General features: G+C 64.3%; 11 protein-coding genes. 7 read left to right on the forward strand and 4 right to left on the reverse strand.

What is annotated here, in order from left to right; genetic code table 11:
* The first annotated feature begins 194 nt into the window (after positions 1-194).
* From NX775_RS14415 to NX775_RS14425, 3 genes are all read left to right on the forward strand, one after another.
* Positions 195-1,295 (forward strand): aromatic ring-hydroxylating oxygenase subunit alpha, encoded by a 1,101-nt coding sequence (locus NX775_RS14415; RefSeq protein ID WP_258836626.1) that lies wholly within the window; start codon positions 195-197, stop codon positions 1,293-1,295.
* Between the two features lie 72 nt (positions 1,296-1,367).
* Entirely contained in the window at positions 1,368-2,288 is a 921-nt protein-coding gene (locus NX775_RS14420) for a DMT family transporter (RefSeq protein WP_258836627.1), read from the forward strand.
* 10 nt (positions 2,289-2,298) lie between these two features.
* Positions 2,299-3,153 (forward strand): sulfurtransferase, encoded by an 855-nt coding sequence (locus tag NX775_RS14425; protein ID WP_258836628.1) that lies wholly within the window; start codon positions 2,299-2,301, stop codon positions 3,151-3,153.
* A 64-nt stretch (positions 3,154-3,217) separates the two neighbouring features.
* Here NX775_RS14425 and NX775_RS14430 read toward each other — a convergent pair whose 3' ends face one another.
* Complete coding sequence (locus NX775_RS14430; RefSeq protein WP_258836769.1) at positions 3,218-3,916, reverse strand: ZIP family metal transporter; 699 nt, start codon at positions 3,914-3,916, stop codon at positions 3,218-3,220.
* Here NX775_RS14430 and NX775_RS14435 point away from each other — a divergent pair.
* Positions 3,852-4,016 carry a hypothetical protein gene (locus NX775_RS14435; RefSeq protein WP_258836776.1) on the forward strand — a complete coding sequence of 55 codons (165 nt, stop codon included), beginning with the start codon at positions 3,852-3,854 and terminating at the stop codon, positions 4,014-4,016. The two genes, NX775_RS14430 and NX775_RS14435, sit on opposite strands and share 65 nt — an antisense overlap.
* A gap of 252 nt (positions 4,017-4,268) precedes the next feature.
* On the opposite strand, the gene NX775_RS14440 is transcribed toward NX775_RS14435, so the two are convergent.
* The 3 genes from NX775_RS14440 to polA form a co-directional block, all read right to left on the reverse strand.
* On the reverse strand, positions 4,269-5,153 hold the full coding sequence (locus NX775_RS14440; protein WP_258836629.1) for a dienelactone hydrolase family protein: 885 nt from the start codon (positions 5,151-5,153) through the stop codon (positions 4,269-4,271).
* 69 nt (positions 5,154-5,222) lie between these two features.
* A complete protein-coding gene (locus tag NX775_RS14445) occupies positions 5,223-8,159 on the reverse strand; it encodes a hybrid sensor histidine kinase/response regulator (protein WP_258836630.1) in 2,937 nt (978 codons plus the stop codon).
* A gap of 194 nt (positions 8,160-8,353) precedes the next feature.
* Positions 8,354-11,128 carry a DNA polymerase I gene (polA, locus tag NX775_RS14450; protein WP_258836631.1) on the reverse strand — a complete coding sequence of 925 codons (2,775 nt, stop codon included), beginning with the start codon at positions 11,126-11,128 and terminating at the stop codon, positions 8,354-8,356.
* A 193-nt stretch (positions 11,129-11,321) separates the two neighbouring features.
* Between polA and NX775_RS14455 the strand changes: the two genes are divergently transcribed.
* The 3 genes from NX775_RS14455 (at position 11,322) to NX775_RS14465 (ending at position 13,718) form a co-directional block, all read left to right on the forward strand.
* Positions 11,322-11,864, forward strand: coding sequence for a hypothetical protein (locus NX775_RS14455; RefSeq protein ID WP_258836770.1), 543 nt, complete (start codon positions 11,322-11,324; stop codon positions 11,862-11,864).
* Positions 11,865-11,928: 64 nt separating this feature from the next.
* Entirely contained in the window at positions 11,929-12,936 is a 1,008-nt protein-coding gene (locus NX775_RS14460; protein ID WP_258836632.1) for a homoserine kinase, read from the forward strand.
* Positions 12,933-13,718, forward strand: a complete 786-nt coding sequence (locus NX775_RS14465; RefSeq protein ID WP_258836633.1) for a BPSS1780 family membrane protein — start codon at positions 12,933-12,935, stop codon at positions 13,716-13,718. The genes NX775_RS14460 and NX775_RS14465 overlap by 4 nt, the downstream gene beginning before the upstream one ends.
* The last annotated feature ends 56 nt before the right edge of the window (positions 13,719-13,774 follow it).

The following is a 13,774-nucleotide window of genomic DNA, read 5'->3' on the forward strand; positions in this document are numbered from 1 at the left end:
TCCCTCATCATGAAAATCATGCCACGAAGGCAATTTCCCCGCCAGCGCACACAACAGCCGCGCGCTGGACCAAGACGGTAGAGCTCGTTCCGAAGTATAATCGCCGGTTCTGTCCGAAATACCGTATTCCTTTACTTAAATACTGGTCTTTGGATTCTTTCTCTTCTTTGGATGCTTATTTAAGGGGGGTTGGGATGTCCGATCTGGCTACCCACGCCAAGCTGGCGCGATCCAACGCGCAGCTTCCGGTAACTGTGTATTTTGACGAGGCGCTGCTCAAACAAGAGATGCAGCAGCTGTTCGTGAATGGCCCGCGCTACGTCGGCCATGAATTGATGGTGCCCGAAACGGGCGACTTCGCCACGCTCGCCGCCGAGCACGAAGGCCGTATGCTGGTGCGTAATGCCAATGGCATCGAGGTGCTGTCCAACGTCTGCCGTCATCGCCAGGCGCTCATGTTCAATGGGCGCGGCAATGCGACGAACATCGTCTGCCCGCTGCACCGCTGGACCTATGACCTGAAGGGTGAACTGATCGGCGCGCCGCATTTTGCCGATACCCCGTGCCTGAACCTGTCCAAGACCCCGCTCCAGAACTGGAACGGGCTGCTGTTCGAGCAGAACGGTTACAACGTGATGGACAAGCTCGGCCAGTTGTCGGTGACGAAAGACCTCGATTTTTCGGGCTATATGCTCGACCACGTCGAAGTGCACCAGTGCGACTACAACTGGAAGACCTTCATCGAGGTCTACCTCGAGGATTACCACGTCGAACCGTTCCACCCGGGCCTGGGCAACTTCGTTTCGTGCGACGACCTGAAATGGGAATTCGGCGCCGACTACAGCGTGCAGACCGTGGGCGTGAACCGCGCGCTGCAAAAGGCCGGCTCACCTGCCTATAAACGCTGGCAGGAGCAGATCCTCAAGTTCAACAACGGTACGCCGCCGAAGTACGGCGCAATCTGGCTCACGCTCTACCCGAACATCATGGTCGAGTGGTATCCGCATGTGCTGGTGGTGTCGACGCTGTGGCCCGATGGCCCGGACAAGACGCGCAACGTGGTCGAGTTCTACTACCCCGAAGAGATCGTGCTGTTCGAGCGCGAATTCGTCGAGGCCGAACGCGCCGCGTACATGGAAACGGCGGTCGAGGACGATGAAATCGGCCTGCGTATGGACGCCGGTCGCAAGATCCTGGTAGCGCGCGGTGTCAACGAAGTCGGTCCGTACCAGTCGCCCATGGAAGACGGCATGCAGCACTTCCATGAGTGGTATCGCAGCAAGATGGCGCTTTAGCCGTGTCGTGACACGCAGCGCTGCGGAGGGTGTGGCCAGTCGGCTGCCCCTCCTTTTTTTATTGGGAATACCATGGCTTCACTCTGGATGCTGTTCGCCAGCTTCGCGTTCGCCGCGATGGGCGCGGGCGTCAAGCTCGCCTCCGAGTTCTACTCCACGTCCGAACTGCTGATGTACAGGGGCCTGATCGGCACCGTCATCCTGCTGGCGATGGTGCGCCATCGTGGCGGCACGTTCAGGACGCCGTTCGCCAAATCGCACCTGATCCGCAGCTTCGTCGGCGTGACCGCGCTGTGGATGTGGTTCTTCGCGATCGGCCGCCTGCCGCTGGCCACGGCCATGACGCTGAACTACATGGCCCCGATCTGGATCGCGGCCTGGATGTTCGCGCTGGGCTGGTGGACCGGCACCAAGCATGCCGAATGGCCGCTGGTCGTCGCCATCGGCATGAGCTTCTTTGGCGTGACGATGGTGCTGCAGCCGGCGGTCGAAAGCCAGCAGTGGCTCGGCGCGCTGGCCGGCGTGTGCTCGTCCGTGGTGTCGGCCGCAGCGTATATGCAGGTGCGCAAACTGGGCCTGCTGGGTGAACCCGAATACCGCGTCGTGTTCTTCTTTTCGCTCACCACCGCAGTCGTGGGTCTGCTCGCCACGCTGGCCGGCGACGGACCGAAGGGCGCCGTGTTCCACGCCCATACGCCGTATGGCCTGCTGCTGCTGGCAGGGATCGGCGCCGCAGCGCTGATGGCGCAGATGGCCATGACCCGCGCCTACCGCGTCGGCAAGGTGCTGGTGGTGGCCAACCTGCAGTACACCGGCATCGTGTTCTCGTGCCTGTGGGGTCTGCTGCTGTGGGGCGACACGTTCGACTGGCACGTCTGGCTGGGCGTGGGCGTGATCCTGGTGTCAGGCGTGGCCGCGACGTTCTACAATACCCGCAAGACGGCGCGTGGCGCCGTCGTCAAGGACACCGATCCGATCGCCAGCGAAACGTAAAGGAACCGTCATGCACCAGACCCTGATTTCTGCCGCCGATCTGGCTGCGCACATCGACGACCCGGCCTGGGTCGTCGTCGATTGCCGCCACGACCTGATGAACCTGGCCGCCGGCCGCGATGCGTACGCGAGCGGCCACCTGCCAGGCGCGGTGTTTGCCGATATCGAGACGGTGCTGTCGGGCGCCAGGAACGGCGCCGATGGCGTGTTCCTGGGCCGGCATCCGCTGCCCGACAAAGAAGCGCTGGCCGAAGCCCTGCGCGACTTCGGCATCGACGACACCACGCAGTTGGTAGCGTATGACGCGCACGGCGGCATGTTCGCGGCGCGCCTGTGGTGGCTGCTGCGCTGGCTGGGACACGAGGCGGTGGCGGTGCTCGATGGCGGGATGGCCGCATGGGAGGCTGCCTCGCAGCCGTTGACGACCGAAGTGCGCACCAGGCCGCGCGGCGCCCTGAGCGTCCGGGCGCCGTTCGTGCCGACCGTGACGGTGCGCGAGGTGCTGGACAATCTGGAAAGCGGCAAACGGATCGTGATCGATGCGCGCGCGGCTGACCGCTATCGCGGCGAAAACGAGACCATCGATCCGGTGGGCGGGCATATTCCCGGCGCGAAGAACCGCTTCTTCAAGGACAACCTGGGGCCTGACGGGCGTTTCAAGGATGCTGCGCAGTTGCGCGAGGAATTGGGTGCGCTGATCGACAAGCCCGAAGCGGCCATCATGCAGTGCGGGTCGGGCGTGACCGCCTGCCACAATCTGCTGGCACTGGAAGTGGCGGGCTTGCCGGGCGCCGCGCTGTATCCGGGGTCGTGGAGCGAGTGGGTGGGCGATCCGGCGCGGCCGGTAGCCAAAGGCGCGGATTAGTCAACCAACCTGGGTTCCAGCCTTGGCTGGAACCCAAGTCCGCAGCGCCGCCACTAATTCAACATCAAAACGCGTGCAACGCGACGACGATCGCCACGCCCAGTCCGATCAGCACCACCTGCGGTATCGACTCGCGCAACGTCGAGCGACGCTGCATCTGCGGCATCAGGTCGCTGACCGCAATATAGATGAAGCCTGACGAGGCAAACACCAGCACGTACGGAATCAGGCCGCTGGCCCGGTCCAGCGTGTAATACCCCAGCAAGCCCCCCGCGACCGCCATCAGGCTGCACAGCAGGTTGAACACATAGGCGCGCAGGCGCGAGAAGCCCGCATTGAGCAGCACGATGAAGTCGCCGATCTCCTGCGGAATTTCATGGGCGACGATCGCCAGTGCGGTAACGATGCCCAGCTCCGGATTGGCCAGGAAGGCTGCGGCGATCAGGATGCCGTCGGTGAAGTTGTGCATGCCGTCACCGAGCAGGATCATCCAGCCGGCCTTGCCCGCTTCACGCGCATCGTGGCCGTGCGCGTGGTGGTGGCCGTCGCCTTCGTGGTGGTGCGAGTGGCGCAGCAGGGCGACCTTTTCCAGCAAGAAGAAGGCCAGCAGGCCGCCCAGCAGCGTGGCGAACAGGCTCCTGGTATCGGCGCCCGAATCGAATGCTTCCGGCAGCGCGTGCAGCAGCGATGTGGCCAGCATGATGCCGACCGACAAGCTGACCATCTTTTCCACCACTTTCGACAGCAGGGCAAACGAGAAAATGGCAGCCCCGGAGATGCTGACGACGCCGGCGACGAGCGTCGCGAGCAGGATCGAGCGCAGGGTCGGGTCGATGAAGGGGGCTGAAAACGGGTCGATTTGAAGGCCTCTTGTTCTGTACGTGCGACGAGCCGCAAACCGGGCATTGTACCGCTCCCGGCCTGCCCTCGTCCAAGGCAAAGCCTGCTAGGGAAGCACTGATTTATTCTGGGGGATGGAATTGGCAGTTGAAAAAGTCAGCCTGCAAGGCGCAAAATCGAAGCAATAGCGAGCTATTGCGAGAATTTGCAACGCCGCAGGATGGCTCTTTTCAACGCCAAGTTCGCCGCCATGAATTAATCAGTGCTTCCCTAGATCAGGCGACGCCGTATTTGGCAAACCACGCCAGCGCGCGGTTCCAGCCATCCTGCGCGTCCGCCGCGTTATACATCGGGCGGTAGTCGGCGTGGAAGGCGTGGCCCGACTCCGGGTACACGTGGATCGTCGAGCGGCTGTTGCCCTTGTCGAGCGCGGCCTGCATGCGCTGGACCGATTCGACCGGAATGCCGGTGTCCTTCGCGCCGTACAGGCCCAGTACCGGTACTTTCAGGTTCTGCGCAAAATCGATCGGGTGCTTGGGCGACGTGGCGGTGGCTTCGCCCACCAGGCGCCCGTACCAGGCGACGCCCGCCTTGACCTTGAGGTTATGCGCCGCGTACAGCCAGGTGATGCGCCCGCCCCAGCAAAAACCGGTGATACCCAGTTTTTCGGTATTGCCGCCGCGCTGGGCGGCCCACGTGACCACGCGATCGAGGTCCGACATCACTTGTGCATCGGGCGTCTTCCCCACGATGTTCTTCATCAGCTCGGCCGTGCTCGGGGCCTTGGTCGCGTCGCCCTGGCGCACGAACAGGTCGGGCGCAATCGCCATATAACCCTGCTTGGCAAAGCGCCGCACGACGTCCTTGATGTATTCGTGCACACCGAAGATCTCGGAAATCACCAGGATCACCGGCACGCCCGTCTTGCCCTTGGGCTGGGCGCGATACACCGGCACGTCCTGGCCGTCGATGACGAGGATGGTGTCGCCGGCATCGAGGCCGTCGGTATCGGTCTGGATCTGGGTCTGCGCCATGACCGGCAGCGCGCTGGCGGCAAAGCCGGTGCCAATGGCGGCCCGGATGAAGTCGCGGCGCCCGACGCCATCGGTGTATGCGCTCGCGCCAAGCAGGCTGCCGGCGTCGTTGACGAGGTCTTTCATGGTCATCCCTTCGATCAGTGGTGGACAGGCTTGCGAGTTTAGCATCGCCTGTGCCGGGCACGCACGGCGCTACGTGTGCGCAGGCACCACTTCGTCAAGGATCGCATACAGCTTCTGCATGTCGACCGGCTTGACCAGATGGTGGTTGAAGCCGGCGGCCGCAGTGCGCGCGCGATCCTGCTCCTGGCCGTAGCCGGTGATCGCCACCAGCACCGCGCGCTGCGCGTTGGCCCGGGCGCGCAGGCGCCGTGCCAGTTCGATGCCATCGATGTCGGGCAGGCCGATATCGAGCAGGTACACATGCGGCGCCGCGTGCTCGGCCGCGGCCAGCGCCGGCAGCGCCGCATGCTCGACCCGCACTTCGTGCCCGTTCGCTTCGAGCAGCAGCGCGAGCATCGTCGCCGCGTCCACGTTGTCGTCCACCACCATGATCCGAAGGTGGTCCGACGGCGCCGGTGCGCCCACCGGGCTGGCGGCCGGGGCGCCCGCGGCCTCGGCCTCGCTGTCCAGGCGCGGCAGGCAGACCGTGAAGGTGCTGCCCTTGCCCTGCCCCGCACTCTCGCAGGCGACGCTGCCGTGATGCAGGCCGACCAGGCTTTTCACCAGCGCCAGGCCCAGTCCCAGTCCACCCAACGACCGGTCGGACGAGCGCTCGGCCTGCGAAAACAGCTCGAACGCGCGCGCGACCAGTTCGGGCGCCATGCCGATGCCGTCGTCGGCCACCCGCAGCAGCACGTGCATCGCGTGCACTTCGGTGCTCAAGGTGATGTGGCCACCTTCGGGCGTGTATTTCGCCGCATTGCTCAGCAGGTTGGCCAGCACCTGCACCAGGCGCTTGTGGTCGCCCTCGACCAGCGGCGCTTGCGGCGGCAGTTCGAGCGCCAGGTGATGGCGGCGGGCGTGGATCAGGGGCGTGACCTGCTCGATCGCGTCGTTCACGATATGCCGGATGTCCAGGCGCTCGGTGTGCAGCGCCACCAGGCCGCGCGTGACGCGCGAGACGTCGAGCAGATCGTCGACAAGGCTCGTCATGTGGCGCACCTGCCGCCCGATGATCTGGCTGGTCTTGCGCACCTGCGCTTCATCGAGCCGCGCCCGTTGCAGCAGGTCGGCGGCTGCGCCGATGGGTGCGAGCGGATTGCGCAGTTCGTGCGCCAGCATCGCCAGGAATTCATCCTTGCGCCGGTCGGCGGCAGTGAGCTGCTCTTGCGCTTCGCGGCGCTCGGTGACATCGCGGAAGAAGAACGCGATGCCGCCATCGAGCGAGCGGTGGGTGCGCGTTTCGATCCAGGCCTGGCGCCCATCCGGCATGCGGTGGGCCAGCTCGAGAATCCCGGGGGCGCCGGTGCTCATCACGCGCCGGAACACCGCGTCGGCCGGGGTAGCGCGCAGCTCGGGCCAGACTTCCCAGTGGCTGTGACCAATGACGTCTTCGGCGCGGCGCTGGGTCAGGCGCAGGCCTTCGGCGTTCATGCGCAGGATAGTCCAGTCCTTGTCGAGCACCGCGAAGCCCTCGCCCATGCTGTCGAAGATGCTCTGGCTCTGGTCGCGTTCACGGCGCAGCGCGGCGTGCGCGCGGGCCGCTTCGACCGCCGACCAGGTGCGTTCGGCGGTTTCCTGCGCCATCCGTATCTCGGCCTCGCGCCACCGGCGCGGCGCGGCATTCTGCACCGTCAGCACGACCCGCATCTTGCCGGCCTTGATGTATGGGACCAGCAGGTCGGCGCCGACGCCGATCTGTGCATAGACGCCCGTATTGCGCGCGGTGCGGCTGTCCTGCGCGACATCGTGATTGACGACGGTCTGGCCGGCGCGCAGCGCAGCGATCATCGGCGGGCCGAAATCGTCCATGACCATGACCTTGCCGGCCAGGCTCGCCACGCCCTGCGCGGTCCAGTCGCGTACGATCGCAACGGTGCCGGCGTCGTCGTCGATCTGCGCATACAGCACGCGCGACGCCTGCAGGGCGCGGCCCAGCAGCTCGCAGGCTGCCTCGGTGACGTCATCGGGATCGGCGAGCTGCCGGATGCGGTCGGCCAGTGTGAGCTGGAAGGTCTGGTTTTCGCGGACCTCTTCGAGCTGCTGGACTTTTTCGAACAGCGCCTGCGCCGCGTGATAGGCCTCGGTGACATCGCTGCCCTGGGCAAAGATGCCCGTCACCTGCCCGTCGTGGCCGAAGATCGGCTGGCACAGCAGATCGACGTAGCGCTGTTCCAGCGCGCCATCCGGCCGGCGCTGCAGCGAGATCAATGAATCGCGCAGCACGACCGGTTTGCCGCCCGCGAAGACGCCATCGAATACGCGGCGCACGCCCTGCGCCGCGAGCTCGGGCAATGCCTCGAGCAAGGGTTTGCCGATCAGCTCCCGGCGCCCGACCAGCTGGTAATACGCTTCGTTGGCCATCTCGAAGACATGGTCAAGGCCGGTAAGCACCGCGATAAAGCTCGGCGCCTGGTTGAACATCGTCTGCAACTGGCTGCGCTCCAGGCTCAGGATGCGCGTCATTGCCTCGTGCATCTGCGGCCGGGTCATCTGCGGCATGTCGGGGACCGCATGCGCGCCATGCCTGAGATGGTACGCGCCGCTGGCGGCGTCGAAGCGGTACAGATCCGTGACATCGATGGCGTTTTGCGCCACGAAGGCGACCTCGCCGGCCGCATCGAACACCGGCGTATGGATCGCGCTCCAGTAACGCTCGCCAAACACGTGCCCGCCCGGCGTCTCGCGCGGCACCGCATACCGCAGCAGCGCGCTGGTGTGCGGCTGCTTCGTGGCAAATGCTTGTTCGATCGATCGGCGTACCTCGTCGACATTGGTCGATGCGGGGTCGTTCGGATCGGCCGGAAACGCCTCGAAGATGTGCTGACCGACGATCTGTTGCGCCGTGCGCCCGGTCGATTCCAGATACGCGGGATTTGCACCAATGATGGTGAAATCCCGGTTGATGAGAAGGTAAGGATACGGTGAGGCCGCGAACAATGCCGCGTAGTCAGGCTGCGTAAACATCACTTATTCTCACATATAAATTGCGAGAAAAATACGCGTTCTGTAACAGATTTTGTGGGACAGTTGCCAGCCAGTGCCGATTCGGGATTGGCTGATGAGGAGGGGTTTCTGGCGGTGATGGTCATGCGAACCGCGTTCAACTCTGCCCCACGCGCGGTTGAACGCGTGGACGGCGTAGCCGTCCACCCTATGGTTTAGTGCGCCTTTTCCCAGTTCTCGCCGACGCCCGTTTCGGCCACCAGCGGCACCTTGAGCGTTGCCACGCCCGCCATCAGCTCAGGCAGCTTCACGCGCACCAGTTCGAGTTCGGCCTGTGGCACTTCGAGTACCAGTTCATCGTGCACCTGCATGATCATGCGCGTGCCCAGCTTTTCAGTTTCGAGCCAGTCCTGCACGGCGATCATCGCCAGCTTGATCAGGTCAGCCGCCGTGCCCTGCATCGGCGCATTGATCGCGGCCCGTTCGGCGCCGGCGCGGCGCGGGCCGTTCGGCGAATTGATCTCGGGCAGCCACAGGCGGCGGCCGAACACCGTTTCGACATAGCCGCGCGCCTTGGCCTGCAGGCGCGTTTCGTCCATGTACTGCTTCACGCCCGAGAAGCGCGCGAAGTAGCGTTCAATATAATTGGCCGCCGCGCCCCGTTCGATGTTCAGGTTGGCCGCCAGGCCGAAGGCGCTCATGCCGTAGATCAGGCCAAAGTTGATGACCTTGGCATAGCGGCGCTGTTCGCTCTGCACGTCCGCGGGCGGGATGCCGAAGATCTCGGCGGCCGTCGCGCGGTGGATGTCTTCGCCATCGGCAAAGGCCTTGAGCATCGCGGCGTCGCCCGAGATATGCGCCATGATGCGCAGCTCGATCTGCGAATAGTCGGCCGAGACGATCACGCTGCCGGGCGGCGCGATGAACGCTTCGCGGATACGGCGCCCTTCGGCGTTGCGCACCGGGATATTCTGCAGGTTCGGCTCATTGGACGACAGGCGCCCCGTGATTGCCACCGCCTGCGAGTAATTGGTGTGCACGCGCCCCGTGCTGGCGTTGACCATCTTCGGCAGCTTGTCGGTATAGGTCGACTTGAGCTTGGACATGCCGCGGTGCTCGAGCAGGATCTTCGGCAGCGGGTAATCCTCGGCCAGCTTTTGCAGCACTTCTTCGTCGGTCGACGCCGCGCCGGTGGCGGTCTTCTTGATCACCGGCAGGCCGAGTTTGACGAAGAAGATCTCGCCGATCTGCTTCGGCGAACCCAGGTTGAACGGGCCACCGGCCAGCTCGTAAGCCTGCTGCTCGAGTTCGAGCATGCGCTTGCCCAGTTCGTTCGATTGCACGCCCAGCAGGTCGCTGTCGATCAGCACGCCGTTGCGCTCGATCTTGTGCAGCACTTCCATCGTCGGCATCTCGATGTCGCGGTAGATGTACGTGAGGCCCTTGTCGGCTTCGACGTGCGGCAGCATCGACCCGTGCAGGCGCAGTGTGATATCGGAATCCTCGGCCGCGTACTCGGTGGCGCGGCCCAGCTCGACCTGGTCGAAGCAGATCTGGTTGACGCCCTTGCCGCACACATCCACGAACGGAATCGTCGTGTAACCGAGGTGGCGCATGGCCATCGTGTCCATGTCGTGCGGCTTGTGCGACTCGAATACATACGACTGCAGCAGCGTGTCATGCACGATGCCCTTCAGGGTGATGCCATGGTTGGCGAAGATGTGCATGTCGTACTTGAGGTTCTGGCCGAGCTTGGGCTTGGCCGGATTTTCCAGCCAGGACCGCATCTTTTCCAGTACGTGCTCACGCTCGAGCTGGTCAGGGGCACCGGCATAGCGATGCGCCAGCGGGATGTAGGCGCCCTTGCCCGGTTCGACCGACAGCGAAATGCCGACCATCTGCGCCGTCATCGGATCGAGCGACGTCGTTTCGGTATCGACCGACGTGAGTGCGGCAGCGTCGATCAGCGCCAGCCACGTGTCGAGCTGCGCATCGGTGAGAATCGTCTCGTACTCGCCCTTGATAACCGGCATGCCGTCCAGCGTGGCCTGCGCGCCTTCCGGCGAATTGAGCGGACCGCCGCCCGGCGCACTGCCGGCTGCCGGCCGCACGCTGCCGTCGCCGGCTTTGGCGCCGCCCAGGTCGCGCAGCATCGTCTTGAAGCCGTAGCGGCTGAAAAATTCGCGCAGCGCGTCGGCATTTTCGGGCCGGCCGACCAGCGTTTCTTCAAATGACACCACGTGCTTGACCAGGTCGCAGTCGGTTTTCACGGTGATCAGCTCGCGGCCTTTCGGCAGCCAATCGAGCGCCGCGCGCAGGTTCTCGCCCACGGCGCCACCGATACTGCCGGCGTTTTCCATCACGCCGTCGAGCGAGCCGTGCAGCGTGAGCCACTTGACGGCTGTCTTGGGACCGCACTTGGGCACGCCCGGGACGTTGTCGACGGTGTCGCCGACGAGGGTCAGGTAATCGATGATGCGGTTCGGTGGCACGCCGAACTTGGCCAGCACGCCGGCGTCGTCCAGGCGCTCGTTGCTCATCGTGTTAATCAGCATGACCTTGTCATTGACAAGCTGGGCCAGGTCCTTGTCGCCGGTGGAGACGACCGTCTTCATGCCGCGCGCGGTGGCCTGTACGGCCAGCGTGCCGATCACGTCGTCGGCCTCGACACCCTCGACCATCAGGATCGGCCAGCCCATGAGCCGCACCACTTCGTGGATCGGCTCGATCTGCTTGCCCAGGTCTTCCGGCATCGACGCACGCGTGGCCTTGTAGTCGGGGTACAGGTCGTCGCGGAAGGTCTTGCCCTTGGCATCGAACACGCAGGCAATGTAGGCGGCAGGAAAGTCGGCGCGCAGGCGGCGCAGCATATTGACCATGCCGTGCATGGCGCCGGTCGGGAAGCCGTCCGGGCTCCTCAGGTCGGGCAATGCATGAAAGGCGCGGTAGAGATAGCTGGAACCGTCGACGAGCAGAAGGGTATTGTCCATATGGGGCGAAAATCAGGTAAGCATGCGGCGTCAGGGTGGCGCCAGGGTCGCTGCCATTATCGCAGAATCCGCATGATGAGCAGCGCCCGCTCCAGCGTCTCAATTCCTCGCAGCAATCATGGGATATGGCACACGTTTCACAGGGAGGCGGTACTGTTTGCTACAATGGACTAAACGACATTAGGTGACCATCATGCTGCGCTCGACACCCCGCTTTGCCCTCCTGACGCTGTGCCTGTTCGCCCACGCGGGCTTGGCATCGGCGCAGCCGACCACACCACCGCAAACGCAGACCCAGCCAGCGCCACGCGCCACGACGCCAGCCCAGCCAGCGCAGCAACAGCGCCCGAGCGACGCGCCGCCGCAGACCGAGCGCATCGAGCCGGGCAGCGATGTGCCGGCCACGACGATCCCGCCGCGCAAAGGCACGGTCATTACCGAGAAACGCGGCAATGACGGCAAGATCAACGAAGTCGAAGTGCAAGCCGGCCCAAGCCGCTACACCATGAAGCCCAACGTTGCACCGGGAAATGCCCAACCAGGCGATATCTCGGGCAGCAGCATCCGCGCCCCACAATGGCAAGTGATGGAATTTGATTTTGGCAATCCCAAGAAGCAGAACACCGACGAGCAGCCAGCCGCCGCGGCGCCAGCCCGTGCCGGTGCAGCCGGGACCATCCCGGCGCGCGCCGATGTGCCGCCGCCACCTGCACTCGAGCCGACCACCAAACAATGATCCCGCCTGCCGCGTTCGCGCGGCAGTCTCGCGGCCATCGTCCACTTCTCTTTCTTGCTAGCTCATGGCAGTTTTCACCGCGGTCTCGCTGGATGACCTTCACCAGTGGATCAAGCAGTTCCCCCTCGGCCAGGCCGTCGGGCTCGAAGGCATTTCCTCCGGCATCGACAACAGCAATTTCTTTTTGAATACTCAGCACGGTCCGCAGTCCGGTCCGCAGTCCGGTCCGCAGTCCGGTCACTATGTGCTGACGATCTTCGAGAACCTGCGCTTCGACCAGCTCCCCTTCTATGTCAACCTGATGCGCCACCTGGCCGAACGCGGCATTCCCGTGCCGGCGCCGGTGCCCAGCAACGATGGCGAGCTGATCGTGAGCCTGCACGGCAAGCCGGCGATCATTGTCAGCCGCCTGAATGGCAGCTCGCAGCTCGCCCCGCAGCCGGTGCATTGCGCCGAAGTGGGCCGCATGCTGGCGCGGATGCATCTGGCGGCGCAGGACTTTTCGCTGCAGCAGCCGAACCTGCGCGGCATCGACTGGTGGACGGCAACCGCGCCCGAGGTCGCCCCATTGCTGAGCGAGGCCGAAGCCACGCTGCTGCAGGACGAGGTTGCGTACCAGGCCACATTCGCCGCAAGCGCCACCTATGCCAACCTGACTCGCGGCCCGGTGCACGCCGACCTGTTTCGCAATAACGTGATGTTCGAGGGCGAGCGCCTGAGCGGCTGCTTCGACTTTTACTTTGCCGGCATCGACACCTGGCTGTACGACGTGGCCGTCACCGTCAACGACTGGTGCGTCGACCTGGCCACGGGCGAGCTGGACGAAGCACGCGTGCGCGCCCTGCTCGACGCTTACCATGCGGTGCGCCCGTTCACCGACGACGAGCGCGACGCCTGGCAACCACTATTGCGCGCGGGCGCACTACGCTTCTGGCTGTCACGCCTGTATGATCTGCACCTTCCCCGCGCGGCCGAACTGTTGACGCCGCACGACCCTACCCATTTCGAACGTATTCTGCGCGAGCGCATTGCGCACCCCGCGCCGGGCTTGCCCACCACTGTCATTACATGAACAAACTACCTGCATCTACCGGCTGGACCTGGCTCAAAAATGGCGCCCTGCTGTTTCGTCAACAACCGGCCGCGCTGACCACGCTGCTGTTCGCCAATATCCTGGTCAGTATTCTGATCAGCGCCGTGCCGGTGCTGGGCGCGATGGTGGCGGTGGTGCTGATTCCCTCGTTCTCGATGGCGTTCATGATGGCGTGCTCGATGATCGAAAACGGCCAGCGCGTCACGCCGGCCGTGGCGCTGACGGGTTTTCGCAAGCCAGTGCTGCGCGAGCTGTGCAAGGTCGGCATCGTCTACCTGGGCGTGTCGCTGATCCTGACGCTGATTACGCGCTTTGCCGTCCAGCCTGACTTCTGGGAACAGGTGCAGGCCCAGAGCACGGATGGCACGCCCGCCGTGCTGGCAGGCCAGGACGTGCTGGCGATGTTCCTGATTTTCGCGCTCGACGCGGTGGCGCTGATTTCGCTGTGCTTCGCCGCGCCGCTGACCTACTGGCAGAAAATGCCGCCGTTCAAGGCCGTGTTCTACAGCTTTTTTGCCGTCAAGCGCAGCGCGGGCATCTTCATCGTGATGCTCCTGGCGTGGTTCGGCATCTTCTTTACTGTGTGCATGGTGATCGCCGTCATCCTGGGCGGTAGCAGCATCGCCCGCGTCGTGATCATGTGGGTGATCTTCTTGTTCATCCTGCTGCTGCAGTGCGCGCTGTATGTGGGTTACCGCGAGATCTTCGGCAAGCCACCGGCAGAGCCCGGCAGCAAGGTCAACCTCGACAAGCAGCGGTAGTCAGAAAAGATCAGCAGCAATCAGCAAACACTGGCGGCCATGCCGCCAGCGTTTGC

This window comes from Massilia aurea (genome assembly GCF_024753205.1).
In the GTDB taxonomy this organism is placed as follows: domain Bacteria; phylum Pseudomonadota; class Gammaproteobacteria; order Burkholderiales; family Burkholderiaceae_D; genus Telluria; species Telluria aurea.